At 64.3% G+C, this 23,391-nt stretch carries 23 protein-coding genes; 6 read left to right on the top strand and 17 right to left on the bottom strand.

Translation table 11 applies throughout. The annotated features are described in order from the left end of the window. Positions 1–215: 215 nt before the first annotated feature. Genes DFK10_RS02130 through DFK10_RS02140 form a run of 3 tightly spaced genes read right to left on the bottom strand, consistent with a single transcriptional unit; the run spans position 216 to position 2,569 of the window. Complete coding sequence (locus DFK10_RS02130; RefSeq protein WP_109386122.1) at positions 216–1,301, bottom strand: dihydropteroate synthase; 1,086 nt, start codon at positions 1,299–1,301, stop codon at positions 216–218. Between the two features lie 9 nt (positions 1,302–1,310). Continuing rightward, positions 1,311–2,234, bottom strand: a complete 924-nt coding sequence (locus DFK10_RS02135; RefSeq protein WP_109386124.1) for a methylenetetrahydrofolate reductase — start codon at positions 2,232–2,234, stop codon at positions 1,311–1,313. Positions 2,235–2,272: 38 nt separating this feature from the next. Next, on the bottom strand, positions 2,273–2,569 hold the full coding sequence (locus DFK10_RS02140; RefSeq protein WP_109386126.1) for a virulence factor: 297 nt from the start codon (positions 2,567–2,569) through the stop codon (positions 2,273–2,275). 249 nt (positions 2,570–2,818) lie between these two features. Here DFK10_RS02140 and DFK10_RS02150 point away from each other — a divergent pair, with 249 nt between their 5' ends. Further along, positions 2,819–3,931 carry a Ppx/GppA phosphatase family protein gene (locus DFK10_RS02150; protein ID WP_109386130.1) on the top strand — a complete coding sequence of 371 codons (1,113 nt, stop codon included), beginning with the start codon at positions 2,819–2,821 and terminating at the stop codon, positions 3,929–3,931. Here the strand turns inward: DFK10_RS02150 and DFK10_RS02155 are convergent. The 14 genes from DFK10_RS02155 to pyrH all read right to left on the bottom strand — a co-directional run bounded on the left by DFK10_RS02155 (position 3,928) and on the right by pyrH (position 16,765). Then, positions 3,928–4,698, bottom strand: coding sequence for an HpcH/HpaI aldolase family protein (locus DFK10_RS02155; protein WP_109386132.1), 771 nt, complete (start codon positions 4,696–4,698; stop codon positions 3,928–3,930). The two genes, DFK10_RS02150 and DFK10_RS02155, sit on opposite strands and share 4 nt — an antisense overlap. Before the next feature lie 52 nt (positions 4,699–4,750). Next, positions 4,751–5,893: a lipid-A-disaccharide synthase gene (lpxB, locus tag DFK10_RS02160; protein WP_109386134.1), complete on the bottom strand. Its 1,143-nt coding sequence runs from the start codon at positions 5,891–5,893 to the stop codon at positions 4,751–4,753. Continuing rightward, positions 5,890–6,678 (bottom strand): LpxI family protein, encoded by a 789-nt coding sequence (locus DFK10_RS02165; protein ID WP_109386136.1) that lies wholly within the window; start codon positions 6,676–6,678, stop codon positions 5,890–5,892. Before DFK10_RS02165 ends, lpxB begins: the two co-directional genes overlap by 4 nt. Further along, complete coding sequence (gene lpxA, locus DFK10_RS02170; RefSeq protein WP_109386609.1) at positions 6,678–7,460, bottom strand: acyl-ACP--UDP-N-acetylglucosamine O-acyltransferase; 783 nt, start codon at positions 7,458–7,460, stop codon at positions 6,678–6,680. The genes DFK10_RS02165 and lpxA overlap by 1 nt, the downstream gene beginning before the upstream one ends. Positions 7,461–7,468: 8 nt before the next feature. After that, a complete protein-coding gene (gene fabZ / locus DFK10_RS02175) occupies positions 7,469–7,930 on the bottom strand; it encodes a 3-hydroxyacyl-ACP dehydratase FabZ (protein WP_109386138.1) in 462 nt (153 codons plus the stop codon). A 60-nt stretch (positions 7,931–7,990) separates the two neighbouring features. Further along, on the bottom strand, positions 7,991–8,590 hold the full coding sequence (locus DFK10_RS02180) for an OmpH family outer membrane protein (protein ID WP_235866742.1): 600 nt from the start codon (positions 8,588–8,590) through the stop codon (positions 7,991–7,993). After that, a complete protein-coding gene (gene bamA, locus DFK10_RS02185) occupies positions 8,590–10,899 on the bottom strand; it encodes an outer membrane protein assembly factor BamA (protein WP_109386140.1) in 2,310 nt (769 codons plus the stop codon). Before bamA ends, DFK10_RS02180 begins: the two co-directional genes overlap by 1 nt. Positions 10,900–11,036: 137 nt before the next feature. Then, on the bottom strand, positions 11,037–11,165 hold the full coding sequence (locus DFK10_RS16675) for a hypothetical protein (protein ID WP_268952198.1): 129 nt from the start codon (positions 11,163–11,165) through the stop codon (positions 11,037–11,039). A 105-nt stretch (positions 11,166–11,270) separates the two neighbouring features. Then, positions 11,271–12,602, bottom strand: coding sequence for an RIP metalloprotease RseP (rseP, locus tag DFK10_RS02190; RefSeq protein WP_109386142.1), 1,332 nt, complete (start codon positions 12,600–12,602; stop codon positions 11,271–11,273). Positions 12,603–12,605: 3 nt separating this feature from the next. Continuing rightward, entirely contained in the window at positions 12,606–13,778 is a 1,173-nt protein-coding gene (gene dxr, locus DFK10_RS02195) for a 1-deoxy-D-xylulose-5-phosphate reductoisomerase (protein WP_109386144.1), read from the bottom strand. After that, positions 13,775–14,587 (bottom strand): phosphatidate cytidylyltransferase, encoded by an 813-nt coding sequence (locus tag DFK10_RS02200; RefSeq protein WP_235866743.1) that lies wholly within the window; start codon positions 14,585–14,587, stop codon positions 13,775–13,777. Before DFK10_RS02200 ends, dxr begins: the two co-directional genes overlap by 4 nt. 4 nt (positions 14,588–14,591) lie before the next feature. Further along, positions 14,592–15,314, bottom strand: coding sequence for a polyprenyl diphosphate synthase (gene uppS, locus DFK10_RS02205; RefSeq protein ID WP_109386146.1), 723 nt, complete (start codon positions 15,312–15,314; stop codon positions 14,592–14,594). Positions 15,315–15,370: 56 nt separating this feature from the next. Continuing rightward, positions 15,371–15,934: a ribosome recycling factor gene (gene frr / locus DFK10_RS02210; RefSeq protein ID WP_109386148.1), complete on the bottom strand. Its 564-nt coding sequence runs from the start codon at positions 15,932–15,934 to the stop codon at positions 15,371–15,373. A gap of 105 nt (positions 15,935–16,039) precedes the next feature. Then, complete coding sequence (gene pyrH / locus DFK10_RS02215) at positions 16,040–16,765, bottom strand: UMP kinase (RefSeq protein ID WP_109386150.1); 726 nt, start codon at positions 16,763–16,765, stop codon at positions 16,040–16,042. 60 nt (positions 16,766–16,825) lie between these two features. On the opposite strand from pyrH, the gene miaA reads away from it, so the two are divergent. The 5 genes from miaA to DFK10_RS02240 all read left to right on the top strand — a co-directional run bounded on the left by miaA (position 16,826) and on the right by DFK10_RS02240 (position 23,389). Then, positions 16,826–17,719 (top strand): tRNA (adenosine(37)-N6)-dimethylallyltransferase MiaA, encoded by an 894-nt coding sequence (gene miaA, locus DFK10_RS02220; RefSeq protein ID WP_109386152.1) that lies wholly within the window; start codon positions 16,826–16,828, stop codon positions 17,717–17,719. A gap of 116 nt (positions 17,720–17,835) precedes the next feature. Then, positions 17,836–18,654 (top strand): helix-turn-helix transcriptional regulator, encoded by an 819-nt coding sequence (locus tag DFK10_RS02225; RefSeq protein ID WP_109386154.1) that lies wholly within the window; start codon positions 17,836–17,838, stop codon positions 18,652–18,654. 264 nt (positions 18,655–18,918) lie between these two features. After that, positions 18,919–20,586 (top strand): ABC transporter substrate-binding protein, encoded by a 1,668-nt coding sequence (locus tag DFK10_RS02230; protein ID WP_109386156.1) that lies wholly within the window; start codon positions 18,919–18,921, stop codon positions 20,584–20,586. Positions 20,587–20,683: 97 nt separating this feature from the next. Further along, the gene (locus DFK10_RS02235; RefSeq protein WP_109386158.1) at positions 20,684–21,730 is read left to right on the top strand and encodes an ABC transporter permease; all 1,047 of its coding nucleotides are present in this window, start codon (positions 20,684–20,686) and stop codon (positions 21,728–21,730) included. A gap of 12 nt (positions 21,731–21,742) precedes the next feature. Continuing rightward, a complete protein-coding gene (locus DFK10_RS02240; protein WP_235866744.1) occupies positions 21,743–23,389 on the top strand; it encodes an ABC transporter permease in 1,647 nt (548 codons plus the stop codon). Positions 23,390–23,391: the final 2 nt, after the last annotated feature.

Here is a 23,391-nt window from a genome sequence, read left to right on the forward strand (position 1 = left end):
GGGCATCTTCATCCCGCCTTGCCGTCATCAACCTCCTGGCGGCCAACAGCCACGTCCCGCGCTATGCAGGAAGACAGTGATGTTGCGTCTGCGCAGATCGTATCCGCCCAGCCGCCATCCCCACGCATAGATCGACGCCCAACACCTGATCCCCACCAAACCAAAAACGCCGCCCGGTCTCCCGCGCGGCGTTTCCTTGGTTTGTAGGCTGGTCCTCAGCTCGCGCGGCGGCGGCGTCCGCCGGCGCGCCCACCGCGGCCGCGAGCCTCTTCGCCGGGCTTCGGCGGGGCCTTGTTGAAGCGGATCCAGGCCGCCCCGCCCTCATCCTGGTTCATCAGGAAGTTGGCGGCGCGGATGGCTTCCATCTCCTTGCCCGCGCGCGGCTTGGTGGAGCCGAGGCCGAACAGCTGGCAGAACATCTCGTCGTCCATCTCGGGCGGCAGCACGATGCCGGCGGCGGCGATCTCGGCCTTCTTGGCCTCGATCTCGGAGGCTTTCACCGGCAGCGCCACCGGGTTCATGATGGCGCTGGTCATGCCGGTCGCCATGGCCATGGGCAGGAAGGCGTTGTTGATGCCGTGGCGGTTGGGCAGGCCGAAGGAAATGTTCGACGCGCCGCAGGTCGTGTTCACGCCCAGCTCATCGCGCAGGCGGCGGACAAGGGTAAAGACCTGCAGGCCGGCGGTGCCCATGGCGCCGATCGGCATCACCAGCGGGTCGACCACGATGTCATGGGCGGGAATGCCGTAATCTGCGGCCCGTTCGACGATCTTCTTGGCGACGGCAAAGCGCACCTCGGGATCTTCGGAAATGCCGGTGTCATCGTTGGAGATCGCCACCACCGGCACGTTGTATTTCTTGACCAGCGGCAGAACCATTTCCAGCCGCTCTTCCTCGCCCGTGACCGAGTTCAGAAGCGGGCGCCCCTCGGCCGCGGCGAGCCCGTTTTCCAGCGCGCCGGGCACCGAGCTGTCGATGCACAGCGGCACATCGACGACCTTCTGCACCACCTCGACCAGCTGGGTCATCAGCGTCGGCTCGACGAAGTTGTTGTCGGCGTAGCGCGGGTCTTCGGCCATCTTGTTGGTGAAGACCGCGCCCGAGTTGATGTCCAGCACCGTGGCCCCGGCCGCGACCTGGGCGATGGCATCGGCCTCGACCCGGCTGAAATCATCCTGTTCCAGTTCAGCGGCAAGGATCTTGCGCCCGGTCGGGTTGATGCGTTCGCCGATCACGCAGAACGGTTCGTCAAAGCCGATAACGGCGGTCTTGGTCTTCGATTCGACAACGGTGCGGGTCATGATCGGTCCTTAGGATTGAGAGGCAGGGACGGCAGAAGCGCCGCCATGGTCGATGGCCCATTGGGCATTGGTCTTGATACCGCCCAAGGGGAAGAAGTGAACGTTGGTCACGTTGAAATCGGGGTTGGCGGCCTTGTGGGCGGCCAGCTGGCTGACGACCTCGGTGGGCTCGAACGGCAAGAGAAGCTTGGACACGTCCTTGGCCCGCTTTTGCAGCACGCGGATGGACGGGCCGACACCACAGGCCATGGCGAACTTGATCATCGTTTGCAGCTTGGCCGGACCGGCGATGCCGATATGGATGGGCAGGTCGATCCCGGCGGCCTTCAGGCTGTCCGCCCATTCGATGATCGGCTGCGCCTCGAAGGCGAACTGGGTGGCCAGCGCCATCTTGGCATCCGTGGTTTCCGAGAACTTCTGCTTCCACTGAAGGGCCGCGTCGACATTGGCGGTGCCGCCCTTGGGGTCGATGTCCTTGTTGCCCTCGGGGTGGCCGGCCACGTGCAGGCGCTTGAAATCCCCGAAAAGCCCGGTTTCCAGCAATTGCATGGAACTGTCGAAATCCCCGTGGGGCTTGTCCACGCCACCGGCGAGCATCAACGCCTGTTCGACACCGGCCTCACCCTGGTAGCGGGCGATCCAGTCCGCCAGCATCGCCTTGTCCCTGATGATGCGGGCCGGGAAATGCGGCATCACCGGGTAGCCTTCATTGGCCAGCCGCTTGGCCGTGGCGACCATGTCCTCGATCGGGGTGCCCTCGATATGGGCGATGTAGACACGGGTGCCTTCGGGAAGCAGGTCGCGGAAATCCTCGACCTTCTCGGCGGTGCGGGGCATCACCTCGATCGAGTAATCCTTCAGGAACGCCTCGACGTCAGGGTTTACGGGCTGGCCGGTCTCGACCGGTTTCTTCTTGAACTGCAACAGCGCCATGAGAGCCTCCTTCAGGCGGGGAAAAGGGGACGGGGCGCTCACGCGCGGCCGTCATTGTCGATCAGCGACTTCAGGCGGGCCGTGTCGTATTCGGCCTCGATCCGGGCCATCTCGGCCTCGGCAACCTGTTGGTCGTCACCCTCCTGCGAATAGGGCGTGCCACGACGCCACTCGGCCAGGTAATCGTCCGTCTCGGCGGCGCCGGATTTCATCGCGGCCCGGTCGATGGCCTGCTCGAACCGCTCGCTGAGCTGCAGCTTCGCCGCCTTACGGCCCTTGCCGACGATGACCTGCGCCGGGATGTCCCGCCAGTAGACGATGGTGACCTCGGCCATGGTGCGATTCCCTTTCGCTTTGGGTTTCCTCTTCCTATCCGTCCACCGCGGGGGCACTGTGCTTGTTTTCGACATGAAACCCGCGACGAACGACGCGTTGATAACAATCCCGGCCGGTCCCCGGCCAGTGGTCGGCCCTCTCATTTCCTTCAACATGATCGTGAGGCCGGGCAAAGGCCGATCAGAAGGCTTGCGCAAGCCCCGCCCCGCGCCTACCTTGAAAGCAACTCGAAATCGGAGGGCGTAAAGATGACGCCCAAGCGTCCCAAAGGTGCGGGCGCGTTCCCGAAACCGGTCGAAAGCCCCGCGCCGACCCCGCCCGGTCCGCAAGAGCTCTATGCAGCTTTGGACCTGGGCACCAATAGTTGCCGCATGCTGATTGCCCAGCCGAAGGGCAGCCAGTTTCACGTGGTCGACAGTTTCTCGAAGTCCGTCCAGCTTGGGCAGGGCCTTGAAACGACTGGGAAACTTTCCCGGTCGTCCATGTGGCGCACGATCAATGCGATGCGCGTCTGTCGCCAGAAACTGCAACGCCACAACGTGAAGCGGATGCGGCTGGTAGCGACCGAGGCCTGCCGGCGGGCGACCAATTCCAAGCAATTCATCAACCAGGTGCGCCGCGAAACCGGGTTGCGGCTGGAAATCATCCAGCCCGAGGAAGAGGCCCGGCTGGCGGTGATTTCCTGTGCGCCGCTGGTGTCGACCAAGACGGAACAATTGCTGGTCGTGGATATCGGCGGCGGCTCGACCGAGCTGGTCTGGATCGACCTGACCAAGGTGCCCCACCGCGACCGCCCGCGTGCCATCATGCGCCTGCATTCCGGGTTCCGGCAGAATGACGGCCCCTTCCCGGCCGCGAATGTCGTGGATTGGATCTCTGTGCCGTTGGGTGTGGCGACGCTGCGAGACCAGTTTTCGGATGTCGAGGACGACTCGGCCCGGTTCGCATTGATGAGCTGGTTTTTCGAGGAATCCCTCGAAAAGTTCGCACCCTCCGCGTCGGAACAGTCGCGCGACGGTTTCCAGATCATCGGCACCAGCGGCACGGTCACCACGGTTGCCGCCACCCATCTGGGCCTGCGCCGCTATGACCGGACCAAGGTGGACGGGCTGCGCATGACCACCGACCAGATCGACGCGGTGATCCGGCGTTACCTGTCGCTTGGCCCCGAGGGTCGGCGCAGCGACCCTCGTATCGGCAAGGATCGCCAGGCGCTTATCATGTCGGGTTCGGCCATCCTGCAAGCGCTGATGCGGCTCTGGCCGACCGACCGGCTATCCGTCGCCGACAGGGGGCTGCGCGAGGGGCTTCTGTATCAGCAGATGAGCCATGACGGTGTGCTGGAAGACGCGCCCTACTAGGGCTTGGGGCGCTTGTCCCACAGGGCGACCAAGGCCTGGCGAAGCACATGCACATCGCCGCCCAGCCCCAGGAACCGCACGCCCTGCCCGGCCAGCGCGTCGTATTCGCCTGCATCGAAGGTGATCGTGCCCGCAAATCTACCCGTCTCGGCCGCCATGTCGTAGACATGCGCAATGGCCGCCTGCACCTCCGGGTGGCCCGGATCACCGACAAATCCCATATCCGCCGACAGGTCGGCCGGACCGACAAACAGCCCGTCGACCCCGTCAACCGCGGCGATCTCTGCGACATTGGCGACGGCCTCGGCGCTTTCGATCTGGACGAAGAGGCAGATCTCGTCATTGGCCGAAGTCACGTAATCGACGATCTCGCCATAACCCGAGGCACGGCTGAGGACCGCGCCCATGCCCCGCACACCCTGGCCTGGATAGCGGACGGCGGCGGCGACCTGACGGGCCTGCTCGGCGGTATTCACCATCGGCACGACAAGTGACTGCACCCCGAGGTCCAGCACCTGTTTGAGAATCCAGTCCTCGCCATAGGGCACCCGGACGACCGGATGGGCATCCGTTCCCGCCAGCGCCTGCAACTGCGCCATGATCGTGCTGAGCGTGTTGGGCCCGTGTTCGGCGTCGATCAGGCACCAGTCGAACCCGGCCTTCCCCGCCAGTTCGGCGGCGATGGGGCTGGCCATGGCCATCCAGAGGCCCGACTGCATGCGGCCCTCTGACAGGGCGGCTTTCAACGGGTTGCGGGGTGCGGGCATGGCAGTCTCCTTCACATGGCAGAGTGCGGCATCGGGCCGGCGGCGGCAAGCGCTATAGTCGGTTCAGGACCGCGCGCGCCGCCCGCAGGCCCGGCGCCTCTTGCCCGCGGCCCAGCCGATCCATGGTCAGGTCCAGCGCCTCAAGCTGCGCTTGCGGGTCCGAACGGACCTGCCGAAGCGCGTCAGCGATAAGCTCGGGGCGGCAGGCCTTGCCGATGAATTCCGGCACGACGCGGGTTTCGGACACCAGGTTCACCAGCGTGACCGTGTCCGTGCGCAGCATCCGCGCGATGATCTGGCGGCTGAGCCAGGCCATGTCATAGGCGATGACCATCGGCGTGCGCGCCGCCGCCAGTTCCAAAGACACCGTGCCAGAGGCCGCCAGAGCAAGGTCGGCCGCGGCCATGGCCACGAAGCGTTCGCGGGCCGCCTGCGCCGCCGACAGGCCCTCACCGTGAAACACCGTCGCCGACAACGCCGCGAAGTGCCGGTCCACCGTTTCCCGCAGATGCGGCAGGGTCGGCAGGATCACCTGCATATCCTCCAGCCCGGCCCGGGCCTGCGCCCCGATGAAGGTTGGTGCCAGCCGCTCGACCTCGGACCGGCGCGACCCCGGCAGGATCATCAGCGTATCGCGCTCTGCCGACAGCCCGTGACGGGCGCGGAAGGCCGCGATTTCATCCGCTGTCACGGGCGGTTCGGTCGCGATGGGGTGGCCCACGAAATCGCAGGCCATGCCCGCCTCGTGCATATAGGGCGGCTCGAACGGGAACAGCGCCAGAACGTGGTCGATCACCTGCGCCATCTTGGCCGCGCGCCCCGGGCGCCACGCCCAGACCGTCGGGGCCACGTAGTGCACCGTGCGAATATCCGAGCCCGCCTTGACCAGCCGCGCGACGCGCAGGCAGAAATCCGGACTGTCGATGCCAATGACCACGTCCGGCTGGGCGGTAATCGCGGCCTCGGCGGTTTCGCGGATGCGCCGCTTCAGGTGGCGGTATTTCGGCAGGATCTCGGCCAGCCCCATGACCGACAGCTCTTCCATGGGAAACAGGCTGTCCAGCCCCTCGGCCTGCATGAGCGGGCCGCCGACACCGTCGAAGGCGACGCCCGGCTCCAGCTCTGACAGCCCCGCCATCAGCGCCCCGCCAAGCCGGTCGCCCGAGGGTTCCCCCGCGATCACGAAGACCTTCATGGATGCACCCACAGGAACAGCCCGGCCGCATCCAGCGCGGAAATCGTGGCCTCGCGGTCCAGCACCATGACGCCCCCCGCCTGGATCACGATTCCGGACAGGCCGGCCTGAACCGCCTGGCGCGCCGTCTCCAAACCGATCAGGGGCATGTCCGCGCGCAGCTCCTGTCCCGGTTTCGGCGCCTTGTAGAGTAGCCCCCCACTAGCCCCGCCGAGCCCCGCAACAAGCGCGGCCGTGCCGCTATCATCCTCCTGTGCCACCACCCGGCCGCCCCGCACGATGACCGCCTGCCCCAGATCCGCCGCACCCATCCGGGCCAGCGCCTCCCGCGCAGCAGCAATATCGGCCTCGGCCTCCTCGGGAACGGTCCCGCACAGCACCCCCACGGGCGGGACAAGGGTCGGGTCGATCTGGTGGGCACCGATGACCGACAGGCCATGCTCTTCAAACAGGGAAATGAACTCTCTCAACGTGCCATCATCACCAAGGGCCATGGCCGCCACGAGGCGCGGCACCAGCGGCGCGGTCAACGGATCGATCAGGGCGGGGTCGATCTCGGGGCGGCGCATGGCGCCAGCCATGCAGACCTGCGTGACCCCCATATCAACCATCGTGGCCAGGGCCTGTCCCAGTGTTTCCAGCCGGAACGTCAAACGCGGGAAATCACCCGCGATGGCAGAGGGGAATTGCTCGATCTCGCAAACCAGCGGCACCTCGCCCCGTTCGGCCAGAACCCGGGCCAGATGCGGCGGCAATCCGCCCTGCCCTGCGATCAAAGCCAGCATCAGGGCGTCAGGAAGTTGCGGTCGGTGTCGCCCAGGATGAAGGCGACCATCTCGGCCACGTAGGGGCTGTCGGTCTCGTCCGAAAGCCGCCGTGCGCGGTCCATGAAGGACCCCTCGCCATCCTTGAGCGCCTGGAACGCGGCCCGCAGCGCGGTGATGTCGCCACGGGCGACCCCCTTACGCTTGAGCCCGACGAGGTTGAGGCCGTCAAGTTCGCCGCGCGGGCCCTGGACAAGGCCATGTGGGATCACGTCATTCGTCACCATGGACAGGGCCCCGATGATGGCCCCTTTGCCGATCCGCACGAATTGGTGCACCCCGCACAGCCCGCCGACGATCACGTCGTCCTCGATGATGACATGGCCGGCAATGGCCGTCTGGTTCACGATGATGACGTTGTTGCCGATCTGGGCGTCATGGGCGATGTGGCAGCCCGCCATGAACAAGCCGTCATCGCCAACGCGGGTTTCGCCGCCACCCCCGGCGGTGCCGGTATTCATGGTGACATGTTCACGGATGCGGTTTCGCGCGCCGATGCGCAGCCGCGTCTGTTCGCCGCCGAATTTCAGGTCCTGCGGGATCTCGCCGATGACCGAGAATGGGAAAACTGTGGTCTGGGCGCCGATATGGGTATCGCCCGTCACGACCACGTGGGATTTCAATTCGACCCCGTCGCCCAGCACGACCTGCGGCCCCACGGTGCAGAACGGCCCGATCCGGCACCCGGGCCCGATCTGCGCGCCCGGTTCGATGATGGCGCTTGGATGGATCTCGGTGGACACGTCCGCCTTCACCCCTGCATGTCGACCATGGCGGTGAATTCGGCCTCGGCGGCCATTTCACCCTCGACCGTGGCCACGCCCTTGAATTTCCAGACCTTGCCACCGGGCTTTCCACGCGTGGTCTCGACCTGCATTTCCAGAACGTCCCCGGGGATGACCTTGCGGCGGAACTTGCCGCCGTCGATGCCCATGAAGTAGATCAGCAGTTCCTTGTCGGCCAGATCCATCGTGACACCGATCATCACGGCCGCGGTCTGTGCCATGGCCTCGATGATGGTAACGCCCGGCATGATCGGCGTACCCGGGAAATGGCCCTGGAAATGCGGCTCGTTCATGGTGACGTTCTTGATGCCGCGCGCCGAGCTCGTGCCGTCGATATCGACCACCTTGTCCACCAGAAGGAACGGGTAGCGATGCGGCAGGATACGTTGGATCAGCTGAATATCGGCGGTCTTGAGGGCGTCGGACATGGGAACTCCTTGAAGCGCTTCGAAAGGGGGTAGCAACTGCGTCCGCCGGGGGCAAGCGCGCTATTGCTGACGCAGCCCGGCACCGTCACCGATCTCTTCATCGACGCGGGCAATCGCTTCGTCGGTGACATCTATCCGATCCAGCGACAACAGCACCGATTGCTGGTGCAGGATGACCGACGCGCCACGGTCGACCAGAATCTCCCCAAGGACCGGCTGAACCACCTGCACGAACTCCTCCTGGGCACGGGCCAGATCGTCCTCGATGGCTGCTTCCTTTGAATCCTGCGCGCGGCGAATCCCCTGGGCCTTTTCGTCGAAGGCCTGGGCCTCTTCCCGGAAAACCGCGGGGTCCATATCGGGCCGGCGCTCGGCCAAGTCCAGTTCCTCGGTCCGCAACGCCTCGGCTATCTCGCGGTTTTCGGCGGCCAGCGCCCGGCGTTCGGCATTGTAATCCTCGACCACCGCCTGTCCGAAAACCGTCTGCTGGAACAGCCGTTCGAGATCAACGGTCAGGATCGGCGTATCCGCCGCCGCGACCGGGAAATCCCCGCCTGTCAGCGGCAGACCGTTGGTCTCGTCCTGGGCGCTCAGCATGGTGCCCGGCAACAACAACGCTAGGACCAGGAAATGCCACAGACGCAGCCCGGGCCCGGCCATCAGAATTCCGTCGAGATCGTCAGGTCGAAGCTCTTGGTGCGGTCATTGGGCTGCACGTCCAGCGGCTCGGTGAAGTTGAACCGCAACGGGCCGATGGGTGTAGTCCAGAAGATCGAGACACCGGCGATCGTGCGCGGGGTGTAGTCGTTGTATTCAACGGACCCACCGGTTGCGCGCCCGATATCCCAGAGCGACCCGTGATCGAGGAAGACCCCACCGGTGATCCCGTATTCCTCGGGCAGGCCAAGGGGGAACTCCGCTTCGAGGCGGGCCACGGCGTAATAGTTGCCGCCCAAGGCCTCTTCGGTGCCCGTATCGCGCGGGCCGATGCCACCGGGCTGGAAGCCGCGCATGATGTTGCTCCCGAGGAAGTAGCGGTCGGTGATCCGGCTCTGGCCGTCGCTGTATTGCAGGGCGCCCCCTTCCAGCGTCGCGCGCAGCGTGACCTCTTCGTTCAGCGCCAAGGTCTGCGCGGTGATTTCGGCAGAGGTCTTGATGAAGTTGCTATCCCCGAACCCGAATTGCTGGCCAAAGCGGAACAGCACACCCGCATTGGGGTTCAGCCCCGACCGGCGGGTGTCAAAGCTGTAGCCATAGCCCAGGCTGTTGGTTCCGACAGCACCCTCGTCAGCCTGGATAAGCGCCGAGGAGCTTGGGTCGATGTTATAAAGATCGGCGTAATCGAACTCGTAGTAGACCTGCAGGCGGCCGTTCTCGCTGACCGGGAAGCTCAGCGAGGGCCGGAAGCCGGCCGTGCGCGTGTCGTAGAGCGTTTCGCCCTGATTGTCGGTCTGACGATAGTCGATTCCAAGCCCGAAACGCAGGTCCCGCCCCAGCAGGCGGGGTTCGAGAAAGTCGAAGCCGACATTCTGCGCATCGGCGTTCCACTGAAGGTCGAAGGCAAGCGCCTGACCCCGGCCCAGCAGGTTGCGCTGGTTGTAGGAAGCCAGAAGCGAAAAGCCGGTATCGGTCGAATAGTTGCCGCCGAAGGACAGGGACCCGGTCGGCGCCTCGTCCACGTCCACGTCGATAACCACCTGGTCGGGCGACGATCCTTCTCGGGCGTTCACGTCAACATTGCCGAAGAACCCGAGGGCGCGGATGCGCTCGGCACTCTGGCGGATCTGGCGGGGGTTGAAGGGGTCACCCTCGACCACGTCGAATTGCGAGCGAACGACACGGTCCAGAGTGGTCGTGTTGCCCTCGATGTCGATCCGTTCGACGAAGATGCGGTCGCCACGCACGAGCGCGAAATCGACATCCAGTGTCAGGTCGCGATCATTGCGGGAAATCCGGGGGTCGACCCGGACGAAATTGAGTCCCTTCTGAATGGCCAGACGTTCCAGCCGGGCGATGTCGCGCTCGATAAGGGTCGGCGAATAGACGACGCCAGAGCGCAGCCGCAAGGCGGACTCGAAATCCAGCGGGTCGGCCTCGGTCAGATCGGACGTGACCTGAACGTCGCCGACGCGGAATTGCTGACCTTCTTGGACGTTGAAGGTGATCAGGTAGGCGTCGCGGCCACGGGTCAGCGACACGTCGACATTCAGAACCTCGAAATCGACGTAACCGCGCGAACGATAGAAATCCGTCAGCACCTGCTGGTCAAAACCGATCCGGTCGGCAATGAACGTATCGCGCTGGACAAGGGCGCGCAAAAGGCCGGCCTGCTTGGTTTCCAGCACCCGGCGCAAGCGCCGGTCGGAATAATTGCGATTGCCCACGAAGCTGATGCGCTCAACCTCGGTCAGGCCACCCTCGAAGACCTCGAACACAAGGTCGACGCGATTGTCGCTGCGGGCGATGATGCGCGGCGTGACCGTTGCGTTGATCCGGCCCTGATCGGCATAGGCCTGAACGATGGCGGCGGTATCGGCCTCGGCCTGGGCCGGGGAATAGACGCGGCGCGGCTGGCTCCGCACGATCGGGGCGAGGTCTTCGTCGCTCAGCCGCGAATTGCCTTCGAAATTGATCCGGCTGATCGTGGGATACTCATCAACGGTGATCACCAGCGTGTTGCCGCGCGGCGTGGCGCTGACGGTTTCGAAAAGCCCGGTCTCTCTGATGCGCTGAATGGCGGCGTTCAACTCGCCCGCGCTGATGGTCTCGCCCCGGCCAAACCCGAGATAGGTGAGAATCGTGCCGGTCTCGATCCGCTGATTGCCTTCGACCTGAACCGAGGAAAACGCGTAGCTTTGCGCCTGCGCCGGGGCCGGAGGCAGACCGGCAATGGCCACTACAGCGAAGAAAAGAAGGGCGCGGACCGGCCCGAGGGAACGCTTTAGGGCGTTCGAGACAAGACTGCTCATTTTTATGCTCGTTCAGACATCCCAGATGGGTTCGGTCTATCCCCCGACACCCGCCTTGTCAAAGCTGGGATGCAAAAACGAACGGGCGCGCCCGATCTGGGCGCGCCCGGTTCCACTCCCGTCCCCGTGGGGATGGGTCAGAGTGATCCGCCGATCCAGGCCCCCACCAGGAGCGCCGCAAAGATCGTGCCAAGATAGATCAGCCGATCCCAGTTGAGATCGATCAGTAGCGAAAGCCCGCGATATCCGGCCGTGATTGACTGCATGGTCTGGTCCTTTCGGAACGGTTCCGATGCAAGATCACGCCGAAATGTGACCAAACCATGGCGCGGCCATGAAATGTCAGGGGCGATTTGCGCCGGTCTCTGCCCCTATGGGCAAAGGAACAGGTCGTTCGCGATGGCGAAGATCATGAGCGTGCCGATCAGCGACAGGCCGATGGCCATCAGGATCCGCAGCGCGCCATCGCTGGGCGGCTTGCCCGTCACCGCCTCCCAGGCGTGGAACACCAGGTGCCCGCCATCGAGGATCGGGATCGGAAAGAGGTTCAGCAGCCCGATGGCCGTGGACATCACCGCGATGAAAGTGATGAAGGATTCCAATCCCTGGCTGGCCATCGACCCGGCGGTTTCCGCGATGCCGACCGGCCCGGACAGGTTGCAGGTGGAAATCGCCCCGGTGATGATGTGCCAAAGCCCGTTGAGCGATTGCACGATGATGAACCACACCTGCTGAGCCCCGAGCGTCAGCGCCTCCCAGAGGCCGACGGACATTGTCTTGGGCTCGAAGAACAGACCGCCATTGCCGATGCCCAGCTTCGGTTCTTCGATCATCGACCCATTGGGCTGCGGAATCGCGGCCATGCGCGGCGTGATGACCTCCTGACGCATGGCGCCGTCACGCCAGATCTCCAACGAGATGGGCTGCGGCCCGGTCGCGTTCACCACTTCTACCATATCGGCAAAGCTGTAAACCGGCGTCCCGTTCATCGACAGCACGAGGTCTCCGATCCGAAGCCCGGCATCGTCAGCGGCCGAGCGCGGCGTGATCGACTGCACCAGCGACGGCGTGGGGTGCGGGCCGGGGACCGTCATGCGGGTGCCGTCACGCTCGATCTCGTAATCGAGCTCCGCCACCGATGGCAGCTGACCGAGCGCGTCCCGGAAGCCTTCGGGGAAATCCAGCGCCACACCCTCGACCCGCAGGATCGTGTCGCCGGCCTGCAATTCGAGGGCGCGGTTTTCGGGCCAGTCGGGCAGCTCGGAGACCGTCAGCGGTTTGAGTGGCTGACCCAGGGTCACCAGCAGCGCGGCAAAAACCAGCATGGACAGGATGAAATTGAAGATCGGGCCTGCGGCCACGGTCGCCGCCCGCGCCCAGAGCGGCGCGCCCAGCATCGTATTTCGCGCCTTCTCTGTCTCGCCATCACCGCCGACGCTGGCAGCGTTGCCATCGCCCAGGAACTTGACGAAACCGCCCAGCGGAAAGGCCGCGACCTGCCAGCGTGTGCCGCGTCGATCCATCCGAGACCACAGCACCGGGCCGAACCCGATGGAAAACACCTCGGCGTCGATGCCGGACCAGCGGCCAACGATGTAGTGACCGTATTCATGGATCGCCACGATGATCGAGAGGGCCAGGACAAAGGCCCCGATGGTTAGGATTGGACTGCCGAAATTCGGGATGAAATTGATGAAATCCAAGGTTCAGGCTCTTTTCTGCTCGATCCACGTGCGCGCGCTGCGTCGGGCCAGCGCATCGGTGTGCTGGACGCTATCTAGGGTAATCGTGTCATTTTGCAGCCCCTGGCGGGACAAAGTGTCGTCAAGCACCGCCTCGACGACGCGCGCCATGTCGAGAAACCCGATCTCGCCCGCGATGAACCCATCAAGGGCCGCTTCTTTCGCGGCCGTGAAGGCCGCCCCGGCCAGACCGCCCTGCTCCATGACCCGCCGGGCCAGCGCCAGCGCCGGGTACCGGTCGGGACAGGCCGCGCGGAAATTCAGCTGCCCGATCCGGGCCAGGTCCAGCCGCTCGACCGGAACCGACCCGCGATGGGGCCAATGCAGCGCATAGCCGATCGCATGGCGCATGTCCGGCGGGCCGACATGGGCCATGAGCGCCCCATCGGTGAAACCGACCAGGGCGTGCACAAGGCTCTCGGGGTGGATGATGGCCTCGATCCGGTCCGGCGCGATGCCAAAGAATTCATGGGTTTCAATCAGTTCCATGGCCTTGTTGAACATCGACGCGCTGTCGATTGTAATCCGCTGGCCCATGTCCCAATTGGGATGGGACGAGGCCTCGGCCACGGTGACATGGGCCAGATCGTCCAGCGGGCGGTCGCGGAAGGCGCCGCCGCTCGCGGTGATGATGACCCGTTCGACCGTATCGGCCTCCTCGCCCACGAGGGCCTGGAAAATCGCGGAATGCTCGCTGTCCACCGGCAAGACCGTGGCACCGTATTTCGCCGCCTGCCCCAGCAGGAGCGGCCCGGCAGTGACCAGAGATTCCTTGTTGGCCAGCGCCAGTGTGTTGCCCTGCTTCAGGGCCTCCAGCCCCGGTGGCAAGCCAGCGGCACCGACGATCGCCGACATTGTCCAGTCGGCCGGGCGCGCCGCGGCGGCGATGATCGCCTCTGGCCCGGCGGCAGCCTCGACCCCGGACCCGGCGAGCGCCGCGCGCAGATCATCCAGCCGGGCCGGATCCGCTGTCACCGCGATCTCCGCCCCGACCGCGATGGCGTCACCGGCCAGTTGCGCGATATTCTGCCCGCCGGTCAGCGCCACGACGCGATAGGCGTCGGGCGTGCGACGGATCAGATCAAGGGTCGATTGCCCGATCGACCCTGTCGCCCCCAGAATGCTGACGGTTCTCAAAAATCCACCCCGGGCACGTTCAACACCTCGGCGACCAGCAAGAGCGCCAGCGCCGCGCCCAGAAGCGCGTCGAACCGGTCGAACAACCCGCCATGGCCGGGGATCAGGGCAGAGCTGTCCTTGACCCCCTGGCGGCGCTTGAAGGCGCTTTCCGCGATATCGCCCATTTGCCCGGCAAAGCTGAGCAGGACCGACATCGCGACCACGACCCAGCCGGCATTTGTAAAGGCCGCGAAAATCGCACCGACCAACGCCGCGGCGATCCAGCCCGCGGCGGTGCCCGACCAGGTCTTCTTGGGGCTGACCGCAGGCCAGAACTTCGGCCCGCCCAGGGCCTTGCCCGCGAAATACCCGGCGATATCGGTGACAACCACGAGGCTCACCAGCCAGATCAACCAGGTGAATCCGTAGTCCAACCGGAAATGGACCAGACCCCAGCCCGCCACCTGGATGGCAAGCGCGAAGATGGCAAAGGTCAGACGTTCGCGCTTGAGCACAAGAAGCCCCACAACGGGTGCAATCAAGAAGAGCAGAAGAAATTCTCGGGTCGCCGGCCCATCAAAAACCTGTGCCGACAGGACAGACGCCACACCGGCGGCGATCAGCATGCCAGAGACCGGAGAGGTTCCGCGGATCATGATCCAGCATTCCCAGACCATGACGGCGGTCACGAAGACCACCAGCATCTGGAACCAGACGCCGCCCAGCACGATCGCCCCGATGCCGACAACAGCCATCGCCACGCCGGACCAGACGCGGGCCGACAGGTCGCCCCATTTGCCGGACATGTCGGGCGGTGTCACTTGCATGGTGTCAGGCCTTGACCGCCCCGAAGCGGCGGTCGCGGGTCTTGAATCCGGCCAGAACCCTTGCGAATTCGTCGCGGGTGAAATCGGGCCAGAGCGTGTCGATGAATTCGTATTCCGAATAGGCCGATTGCCAGAGCAGGAAATTCGAGATTCGCGCCTCGCCGCTGGTGCGGATCACGAGGTCGGGATCGGGCAGGAAACAGGTATCGAGATAGCGCGGCAGGGTCTCGTCGCCGACATCCTTGGGCGAGAGCCGCCCCGAAGCCACGTCATGAGCCAGACGTCGAGTCGCCCGCGCGACCTCGTCACGGCCGCCGTAGTTGATCGCCACGGTCAGGTGCACGCGGTCATTGTCGGCGGTCATCAGCTCCAACTCGTCCATCAACGCCACAAGCTTGTCATCCAGCCGGACGCGATCCCCGATGAACCGGACGCGGACACCGTTCTTCAGCAGGTCCTGAGCCTCGCGCTCGATATAGCGGCGAAACAGTTTCATCAGACCGGCCACCTCGGCCTGGGTGCGTTTCCAGTTCTCGGTCGAGAAGGCGAAGATAGTCAGGTATTTCACCCCGTTGTCGGGGCACGCCTCGACGATCTCGCGGACGCGGCGGGCGCCGGCCTGGTGGCCGAACAGGCGCGGGCGGCCCCGCATCTGGGCCCAGCGACCATTGCCATCCATGATGACGGCCACATGGCGTGGCCCGTCCGTCTGCGTGTCACTGGCCATGTTCGGCCTCCGTTTCCTGAAAAACCCGGTCTTACGCACACCACCCGGCCGGGTGGTCACACTTGCATGATTTCCGCCTGCTTGGTTTCCAGCGCCTCATCGACCTGCTTGATGTAGCTGTCGGTCATCTCCTGGACTTCCTGTTCCCAGAACTTCTGGTCGTCCTCGGACAGGCCGTCGCCCTTGGCCTTCTTGACCTGGTCCATCCCGTCACGGCGCACGTTGCGGATCGAGACCCGGGCATGTTCGGCATAGGTGCCCGCGACCTTGCTCAGCTCGCGGCGGCGTTCCTCGTTCAGCTCGGGAATGGGCAGCATGATGATCGTGCCGTTGAGCTGCGGGTTGATGCCCAGCCCGCTTTCGCGGATGGCCTTTTCCACCTTGCCGACCAGCGACTTGTCCCAGACATTGATGGTGACCATGCGCGGCTCGGGCACGTTGACGGTGCCGACCTGGTTGATCGGCGTCATCTGGCCGTAGGCCTCGACCTGGACCGGTTCCAGCATCGAGGAGGAGGCCCGCCCGGTGCGCAAGGAGGCGAACTCGGTGCGCAGGTTGGCAATGGCCCCGTCCATGCGGCGGGCAAGGTCGTCGGTATCGAGAATGAAATCGTCTGACATCTGGCTGCTCTCGGTCTTGAGTTTCGTCCCGCTATACAGGCAATCGCGGGCATTTGTATAGGGAAAGGCTTGGCAACATCATGCCGTCATTCGGGCGCCGCCGGGTCAGCCGCCAACCCTGGTATAGGTGCCCTCGCCGGCCAGGATGCCCCGGAACCCGCCCGGTTCGTCCAGCGAGAAGACGATGATCGGCAGGTTGTTGTCGCGTGCCAGGGCGATGGCACTGGCATCCATCACACCGAGGTGTTTTTGCAGCACCTCGTCATAGGAAACCTCGTCATAACGCTTGGCATCGGGGTATTTCACCGGGTCCTTGTCATAGACCCCGTCCACCTTGGTGCCCTTGAAGATCGCCTCGCAAGCCATTTCGTTGGCCCGCAGCGTCGCCGCCGTGTCGGTGGTGAAATAGGGGTTCCCGGTGCCGGCCGCGAAAATGCAGACGCGTTTCTTCTCAAGGTGGCGCACGGCGCGGCGGCGGATATAGGGCTCGGCCACCTCGTCCATGCGGATGGCGCTGATCACGCGGGTGAAGACGCCCAGCCCCTCCAGCGCGGACTGCATGGCCAGCGCGTTCATCACCGTGGCCAGCATACCCATGTAGTCGGCCGTGGTGCGTTCCATCCCCTGGGCGCTGCCTTGCAACCCCCTGAAAACATTGCCGCCACCGATGACCATGCAGATCTCGACGCCCATGTCATGGACGGATTTCACTTCTCGGGCGATACGCTCGACCGTTGGCGGATGCAGGCCATAGGACTGATCGCCCATCAATGCCTCACCCGATATCTTCAGAAGAACCCTCTTGAACGCCGTTTTTTCGGTGCCTGACATCGGGTTCCCCTCTTTTGCTTTTCGTCAGCGTCAAAATGTCGGAAAAGGCGAACCTGTGCAATGGCAAGCCGGGCAAAAACCGTGATCGACCCGTCAGAAATTCCGCCCGACCGCCCGGTCCTGATCTACGGGCCGACGGCGAGCGGGAAATCGGCCCTGGCCTTGCGTATTGCCGAGGCGCAGGGCGGTGTGATCGTGAATGCCGATGCCCTGCAGGTCTACCGGGGCTGGCCGATCCTCTCGGCGCAGCCGGATGCCGCCGAACAGGCCCGTGCGCCGCATGCGCTCTACGGGCACCTGCCCTTCGACGCGCCCTATTCCACCGGCGACTGGCTGCGGGATGTGAAACCCTTTCTGTCGGGCACGGAGCGACCGATCATCGTGGGCGGAACAGGGCTGAATTTCACGGCCCTGACAGAGGGGCTGGCCGATATACCGAAAACGCCGCAAGCGATCCGGACCGAAGCTGACGCGATGACGCTGGGCGAGATGATCGTGGCGCTGGATTCCGAGACCCGCGCGGGGCTCGACCTGATGAACCGCGCCCGGGTCCAGCGCGCCTGGGAGGTGCAGCGCGCCACCGGGCGGTCGATCCGCGCCTGGCAGGCCGATACGCCGCCGCCGCTCCTGCCGCTTTCCGAGGCGACGCCACTGGTTCTGGTTCCGGATGTGGACTGGCTCAATACCCGTATCACGCTGCGCTTCGACCAGATGATCGCCTCCGGCGCACTGGACGAGGCACGCGCCATGCGCCCGGACTGGGACCCGGCCCTGCAATCTTCGCGCACCATCGGCGCGGCAGAGTTGATTGCTCACCTCGACGGCGACCTTACGCTGGATGCCGCGCGTGAGGCGGCGGTGATCGCCAGCCGGCAATATGCCAAGCGTCAGCGCACCTGGGCGCGATCGCGCATGGGGGACTGGCGGCGCATCGCCCTTCCGGACGATAAATAGGCCACAGGATGCCCACAGGCTTATCCACAGCACTTTTTCTTTTTCGATAAATTGTTGTTGTTTTGGGCGGCAACCCGGCTCATGATTGTCCTAATCGAACACGTCCGGGGAGTTCCATGCTCAGCGACCGCGCCGACCGACTGGCTCTTTACGCCTTTGGACAGAACAGCCCCGAGAGCAGATGGCGCACCGAAGCCATGCGCAGCCATGCCAGCGCCCGCCTGGTGTTCGTGGCCAAGGGCCAGGGCCGGATCACCGTCGCCGGTCTGACCAGCGGTTATGGCCCCAACAACCTGATCTTCATCCCCGGCCGCACCATGTATGGCTTCGAGGCGGGCACGACGGTCTTTGGTCAGATCCTCACGATCCCGCCCGCCATGACGCCCGAATGGCCCGAGGACAGTTACCACCTGCGCCTGCGCGACGTGGCCGCCCAGAAAGACCTGGCGACTCATTTCGACCATCTGGAGCGCGAATTGCAATCGCCCCTGCCCGGCGCCGAACGCGCGGCGCTGCATCACCTGGGGCTTTTGTCGGTGTTCTTCGAACGTCAGTTGGCGCTGCGCGAGGATGAAAGCACCGACAAGCGTCAGGAGTCCGCATCGGCCCGGCTGGTGGCGGCCTATACGGACCTCATCGAGCGGGACTTCCAAGACCACAAGGGGGTGGCGGACTACGCCGCCGCATTGGGCGTCACCCCGACCCACCTCACACGTTGCTGCAAACAGACCTGCTCGAAATCGGCGCTGGACCTGCTCAATGATCGCATCCTCTACGAAGCACGGGTCCTGCTGCGAGACAGCGACATCCCGGTGCGCGATATTGCGCGCGACCTCGGCTTCGGCTCGGCCGCCTATTTCACCCGTGCCTTCCAGAACCGCACCGGAATGACCCCCTCTGCGTTCCGCAAGATGGGCCCGCTGCACGCCGCCTGAAACGGGGCCGCGAAGAGACATGACGATACGGAATCACTTCTTCGCCATGGCGTCGTTTCTCACTTGATGTCGTTTTCCGATCATGTGAACGTCGCAAATGGACATCGAAATGACGATTGCGGCGATTGACCCCCCGTCAAAAACCGTGCCGAATGCATGGCGAGAGGGGAGATTTCCGTCTTCATCACTCGGTGGAAAGGGCGGGGGCCGGGTTCGGTCGCGGCCCCGAGCCACTCAAACGAACGTGTCACAGGGAGAACACGCATGACAAAAATGACACTCACCGGCGCTCCGCTGCATCCCGCGGTCGAGACCTATGTGAAGGACGCCAAAGCCGGCAAGCTGTCGCGCCGCGAGTTCATGGCCCGCACCACCGCGCTGGGCGTCACATCGGCGGCCGCATACGGTATGCTTGGCCTTGAGCAACCCGCACACGCCGCGGGACACGCCCAGCAGGGCGGCACCCTGCGCATGCAAATGGAAGTGCGCGCGCTCAAGGACCCGCGGACCTTCGACTGGTCGCAGATCGCCTTCGTGACGTCCGGCTGGCTGGAATACCTGGTCGAATACAACAATGACGGTTCCTTCGCGCCCATGTTGCTGGAAAGCTGGGAAGTCAACGATGACGCCACCGTCTACACGCTGAACGTCCGCCAGGGCGTGAAGTGGAACAACGGCGACGATTTCACCGCCGAGGACGTCGCGCGCAACATCGTTGGCTGGTGCGACCAAAACGTCGAGGGCAACTCGATGGCCGGCCGCTTCGCGTCGCTCATCGACCCGGAAACCGGAACCGCGCTGGACGGCGCCGTCGAAGTTGTCGACAGTCACACGGTTCGCCTGAACTCGCCCGTGTCGGACATCACCCTGATCGCCGGCATGTCGGACTACCCGGCGGCCATCGTTCACAGCTCGCACAACCCCGATGACCTGCTGTCGAACCCGGTCGGCACCGGCTACATGCTGCCTGAAAGCCATGATGTCGGCGTCAAGAGCGTGCTTGTGCGCAACGAGGATCACGAATGGTGGGGATACGCGGCCGGCCGCGGTGGCTATCTCGATCGGATCGAGTTTGTCGATTACGGCACCGATCCGTCGGCCTGGGTGGCCGCGGCAGCCGCCGACGAGGTGGACATGTTCTATGAAACCGTGGGCGATTTCGTCGACGTCATGGACGGTCTCGGCTGGACCCGCTCCGAGGTGGCCTCGGGCGCGACCATCGTGATCCGCCCCAACCAGCTGGCCGAGGTGAACGGCATGCAGCCCTATGCCGACAAGCGCGTGCGTCAGGCCATCGTCAAGGCCGTCGACAACGCCGTCTGCCTGGAGCTGGGCTATGCCAACCGCGGCCTCGAAGCGCGCAACCAGCATGTCGGTCCGATGCACCCGGAATTTGCCGACGTGCCGCGCCTGGAATACGACCCCGAGGCTGCCAAGGCCCTGCTGGACGAGGCCGAGATGGCCGATTTCGAGATGGAAATCGTGTCAATCGACGATGACTGGCGCCGCAACACAACCGATGCCGTCGCAGCCCAGCTGCGCGACGCCGGCTTCAATGTGAAGCGGACGATCATCCCCGGGTCGACCTTCTGGAACGACTGGACGAAGTATCCGTTCAGCTCGACCAACTGGAACCACCGCCCGCTGGGCACCCAGATCCTTGGCCTGGCATATCGCTCGGGCGAGGCTTGGAACGAGTTCGGCTGGTCCAACGAGGAGTTCGACGCGCTTCTGACCGAGGCCAACTCGATCGCCGATGCAGACGCCCGCCGCGAGGTCATGGCCAAGCTGCAGGCAATCATCACCGAGGAAGCGGTGACGATCCAGCCCTACTGGCGGTCGCTCTACCGCCACCACAAGCCCGAGGTGGTCGGCGCGGAAATGCACATCGCCTACCTGCCGCATATCTACAAGTGGGGCTTTGCGGCCTAAGACGACAGGAAGGGCCGCCCGGCATCGGGCGGCCCTTTTTGACATGAATACAAACAAGCGCGGCAACGCGCGGGACACATAGCCGACAGGGGCGAACATGGGACTATTCATCCTTCGCCGGTTAGGAGTGATGCTTCTAACGGCGCTCTGCCTGACCTTCATCGTTTTCTGGCTGACCAACCTTCAGCCCAACCTGGAAAAACTCGCCAAGACACAGGGCAATGCCCGGATGTCCGACGAGGCCGTGGAAACATGGCTGGGCAATCGCGGCTATACCCGCAATGTCTTCGTCAAATACGGTGAATGGCTGGGCGTCCTGCCGGGTTACGTGATCGAGGGCACCGACGGCGAAACCCGCGGCCGCTGCGCCAACAATTCTACCATCACCGAGGATACGGCGACCTTCTGCGGCGTCTTGCAGGGCGACTGGGGCTATTCGACGGTGTTCCGCGACGAGGTCAGCTCGATCCTGGGCGAACGCGGCTGGCAAACCGCCAAGCTGATGTTCTTCGTGATGCTGGTCATGGTGCCCGGCGCGCTGATCATCGGCGTTCTGGCCGGGATGAAAGAAGGCTCGCGCACCGACCGGTCGCTCTCGACCGTCTCGATCCTGTCCACGGCGACACCCGAATATGTCTCGGGCGTCGTCTTCATCGCGGTCTTCGCCACCGCGACCTTCAACATGCAATGGTTCAAGGGCACGGCGACCTCGGCGATGGACAACATCACCTTCGAGAATTTCACCCTGCCGGTACTGACGGTCGCGCTTTACGGGATGGGCTATATCGCGCGCATGACCCGCGCCTCGATGACCGAGGTCATGACCGCGCAATACATCCGCACCGCGCGGCTCAAGGGGGTCAGCTTCCGCAACATCGTGCTGCGCCACGCGCTGCGCAACGCCCTGATCGCACCCTTCACCGTGATCATGCTGCAATTCCCGTGGCTGCTGAACGGCGTTGTCATCGTCGAGACCCTGTTCAACTACAAGGGCTTCGGCTGGACGCTGGTGCAAGCCGCCGGCAACAACGACATCGAGATGCTCCTGGGCGTTTCGGTGGTCTCGGTCTTCGTGGTTCTCGCGACACAGCTGATTTCCGACATCGGCTATGTCTTCCTGAACCCGCGTATCCGCATTTCGTAAGGGAGAGAGATCATGGAAGCCCTAACCTGGACCGGTTCTCTCGGAAGCACCCTCGGCCCCGTCATGATCATCGCGGTCGCGGTGTTCGTGCTGGCTGTCGTAGGCAATTTCGTCGCCGCCTTCGCAACCTCCACGCAACAGGTCACGGCCGCCGGCGGTGCCGTCGTCGTGCCCTGGCGCTGGAGCGACAAGACCTCGTTCTTCGAACTGGCCATCCCGGCGATCGCGGTGGGTCTTGTGCTCTATGCCCTCGAAGCCTTCACCGCCGATCCGACCCTGTCGGCCTGGTTGGCCGAGCTGGGCCTGCCCGGCTGGCTGAACACAACGATCACCGCGCTGGTCTTCCTGCTGATGGGCGGCTTTTTCGCCTACCTGCTGCAGCGGGCCCCCGCGGCGCTGTTCGAATGGCTGATCCGCTGGTCATTCATCGTGATCGTCGGCGTCATCGTGGCCTTCATCTTCTTCAGCCAGTTCGCCGGCTACGGCAACGCAGGCATCGTCGGCGAAATGGCCAAACAGTTCCTGCCCGTCTGGCTCGCGCTGATCCTCACCTTCACCCTGTCGATCATCTTCAAGCGCCGCCTGGGCCTCTACGGCAAGCTTTTTGACAGCGTGATCGGGATGATCGGTTTCGGCCTGGTCATGTTCTGGGTCTTCACGGCCGTCTTCGTGGGCATCTTCGACCTGGTCGGCACCCATGATCCGCTCGCGCAGATCTCGGGCCTGAAGAACCAACCGCCGGGCGTGCCCATGCCCGAGGGCGAGGCGGGCTTCGCCCATTACCTTCTGGGCGGCGACAACCTGGCGCGCGACATTTTCAGCCGCATGGTCGAAGGGTCCGTCATCGTGATGATGATCGCCCCGCTGGCCACGCTCTTTGCCTTCATGGTGGGGATCACTCTGGGCCTGCCGGCGGGCTATTACGGAGGTCGGTTGGACACGTTCCTGTCCTTCCTCGCCAACCTGATCCTGGCGTTCCCGGTGATCCTGTTGTTCTATCTTCTGGTGACGCCCGAGATCATCGCCACCGGCCTGCCCAACTACATGGCCATGGTGCTGTTCATCTTCCCGCTGGTCTTCTTCGGGGTGCTGATCCATTCGCGCTACCGCAATCAGCCCAGCAAGGATTACCTGATCCTGGCCATCGTGCTGGTGCCACTGCTGATGCTCTACCTGTCGGTGATCAACCAGCAAGGCAGCCCGATCGACTTCTGGCCGCTCGATTTCTTCGATATTCCCGGCGGAATCCTGGTGGTCTTCGTCTCGGTGGTCTTCGTCAACAGCCCGACCGTGTTCCGGATCGTTCGAGGCCTGGCGCTGGACATCAAGACGCGCGACTACGTCGCCGCGGCCCAGACCCGGGGCGAGCGCCCCTGGTACATCATGCTGTGGGAAATCCTGCCCAATGCGCGTGGACCGCTGATCGTCGATTTCTGCCTGCGCATCGGCTACACCACCATCCTTCTCGGGACGCTAGGCTTCTTCGGCCTCGGCCTGCCGCCGGAGAGTCCGGACTGGGGGTCCACGATCAATGAAGGGCGCAAGCTTCTGTTGATCTACGCCCACCCGGCCCTGCCGCCGGCGATCGCCCTGCTGAGCCTCGTGCTTGGCCTGAACCTGCTGGCCGACGGCCTGCGTGAAGAATCCCTGAAGGACTGAGG

The sequence above is a fragment of the Salibaculum griseiflavum genome, from assembly GCF_003129565.1.
Taxonomy (GTDB): Bacteria; Pseudomonadota; Alphaproteobacteria; order Rhodobacterales; family Rhodobacteraceae; genus Salibaculum; species Salibaculum griseiflavum.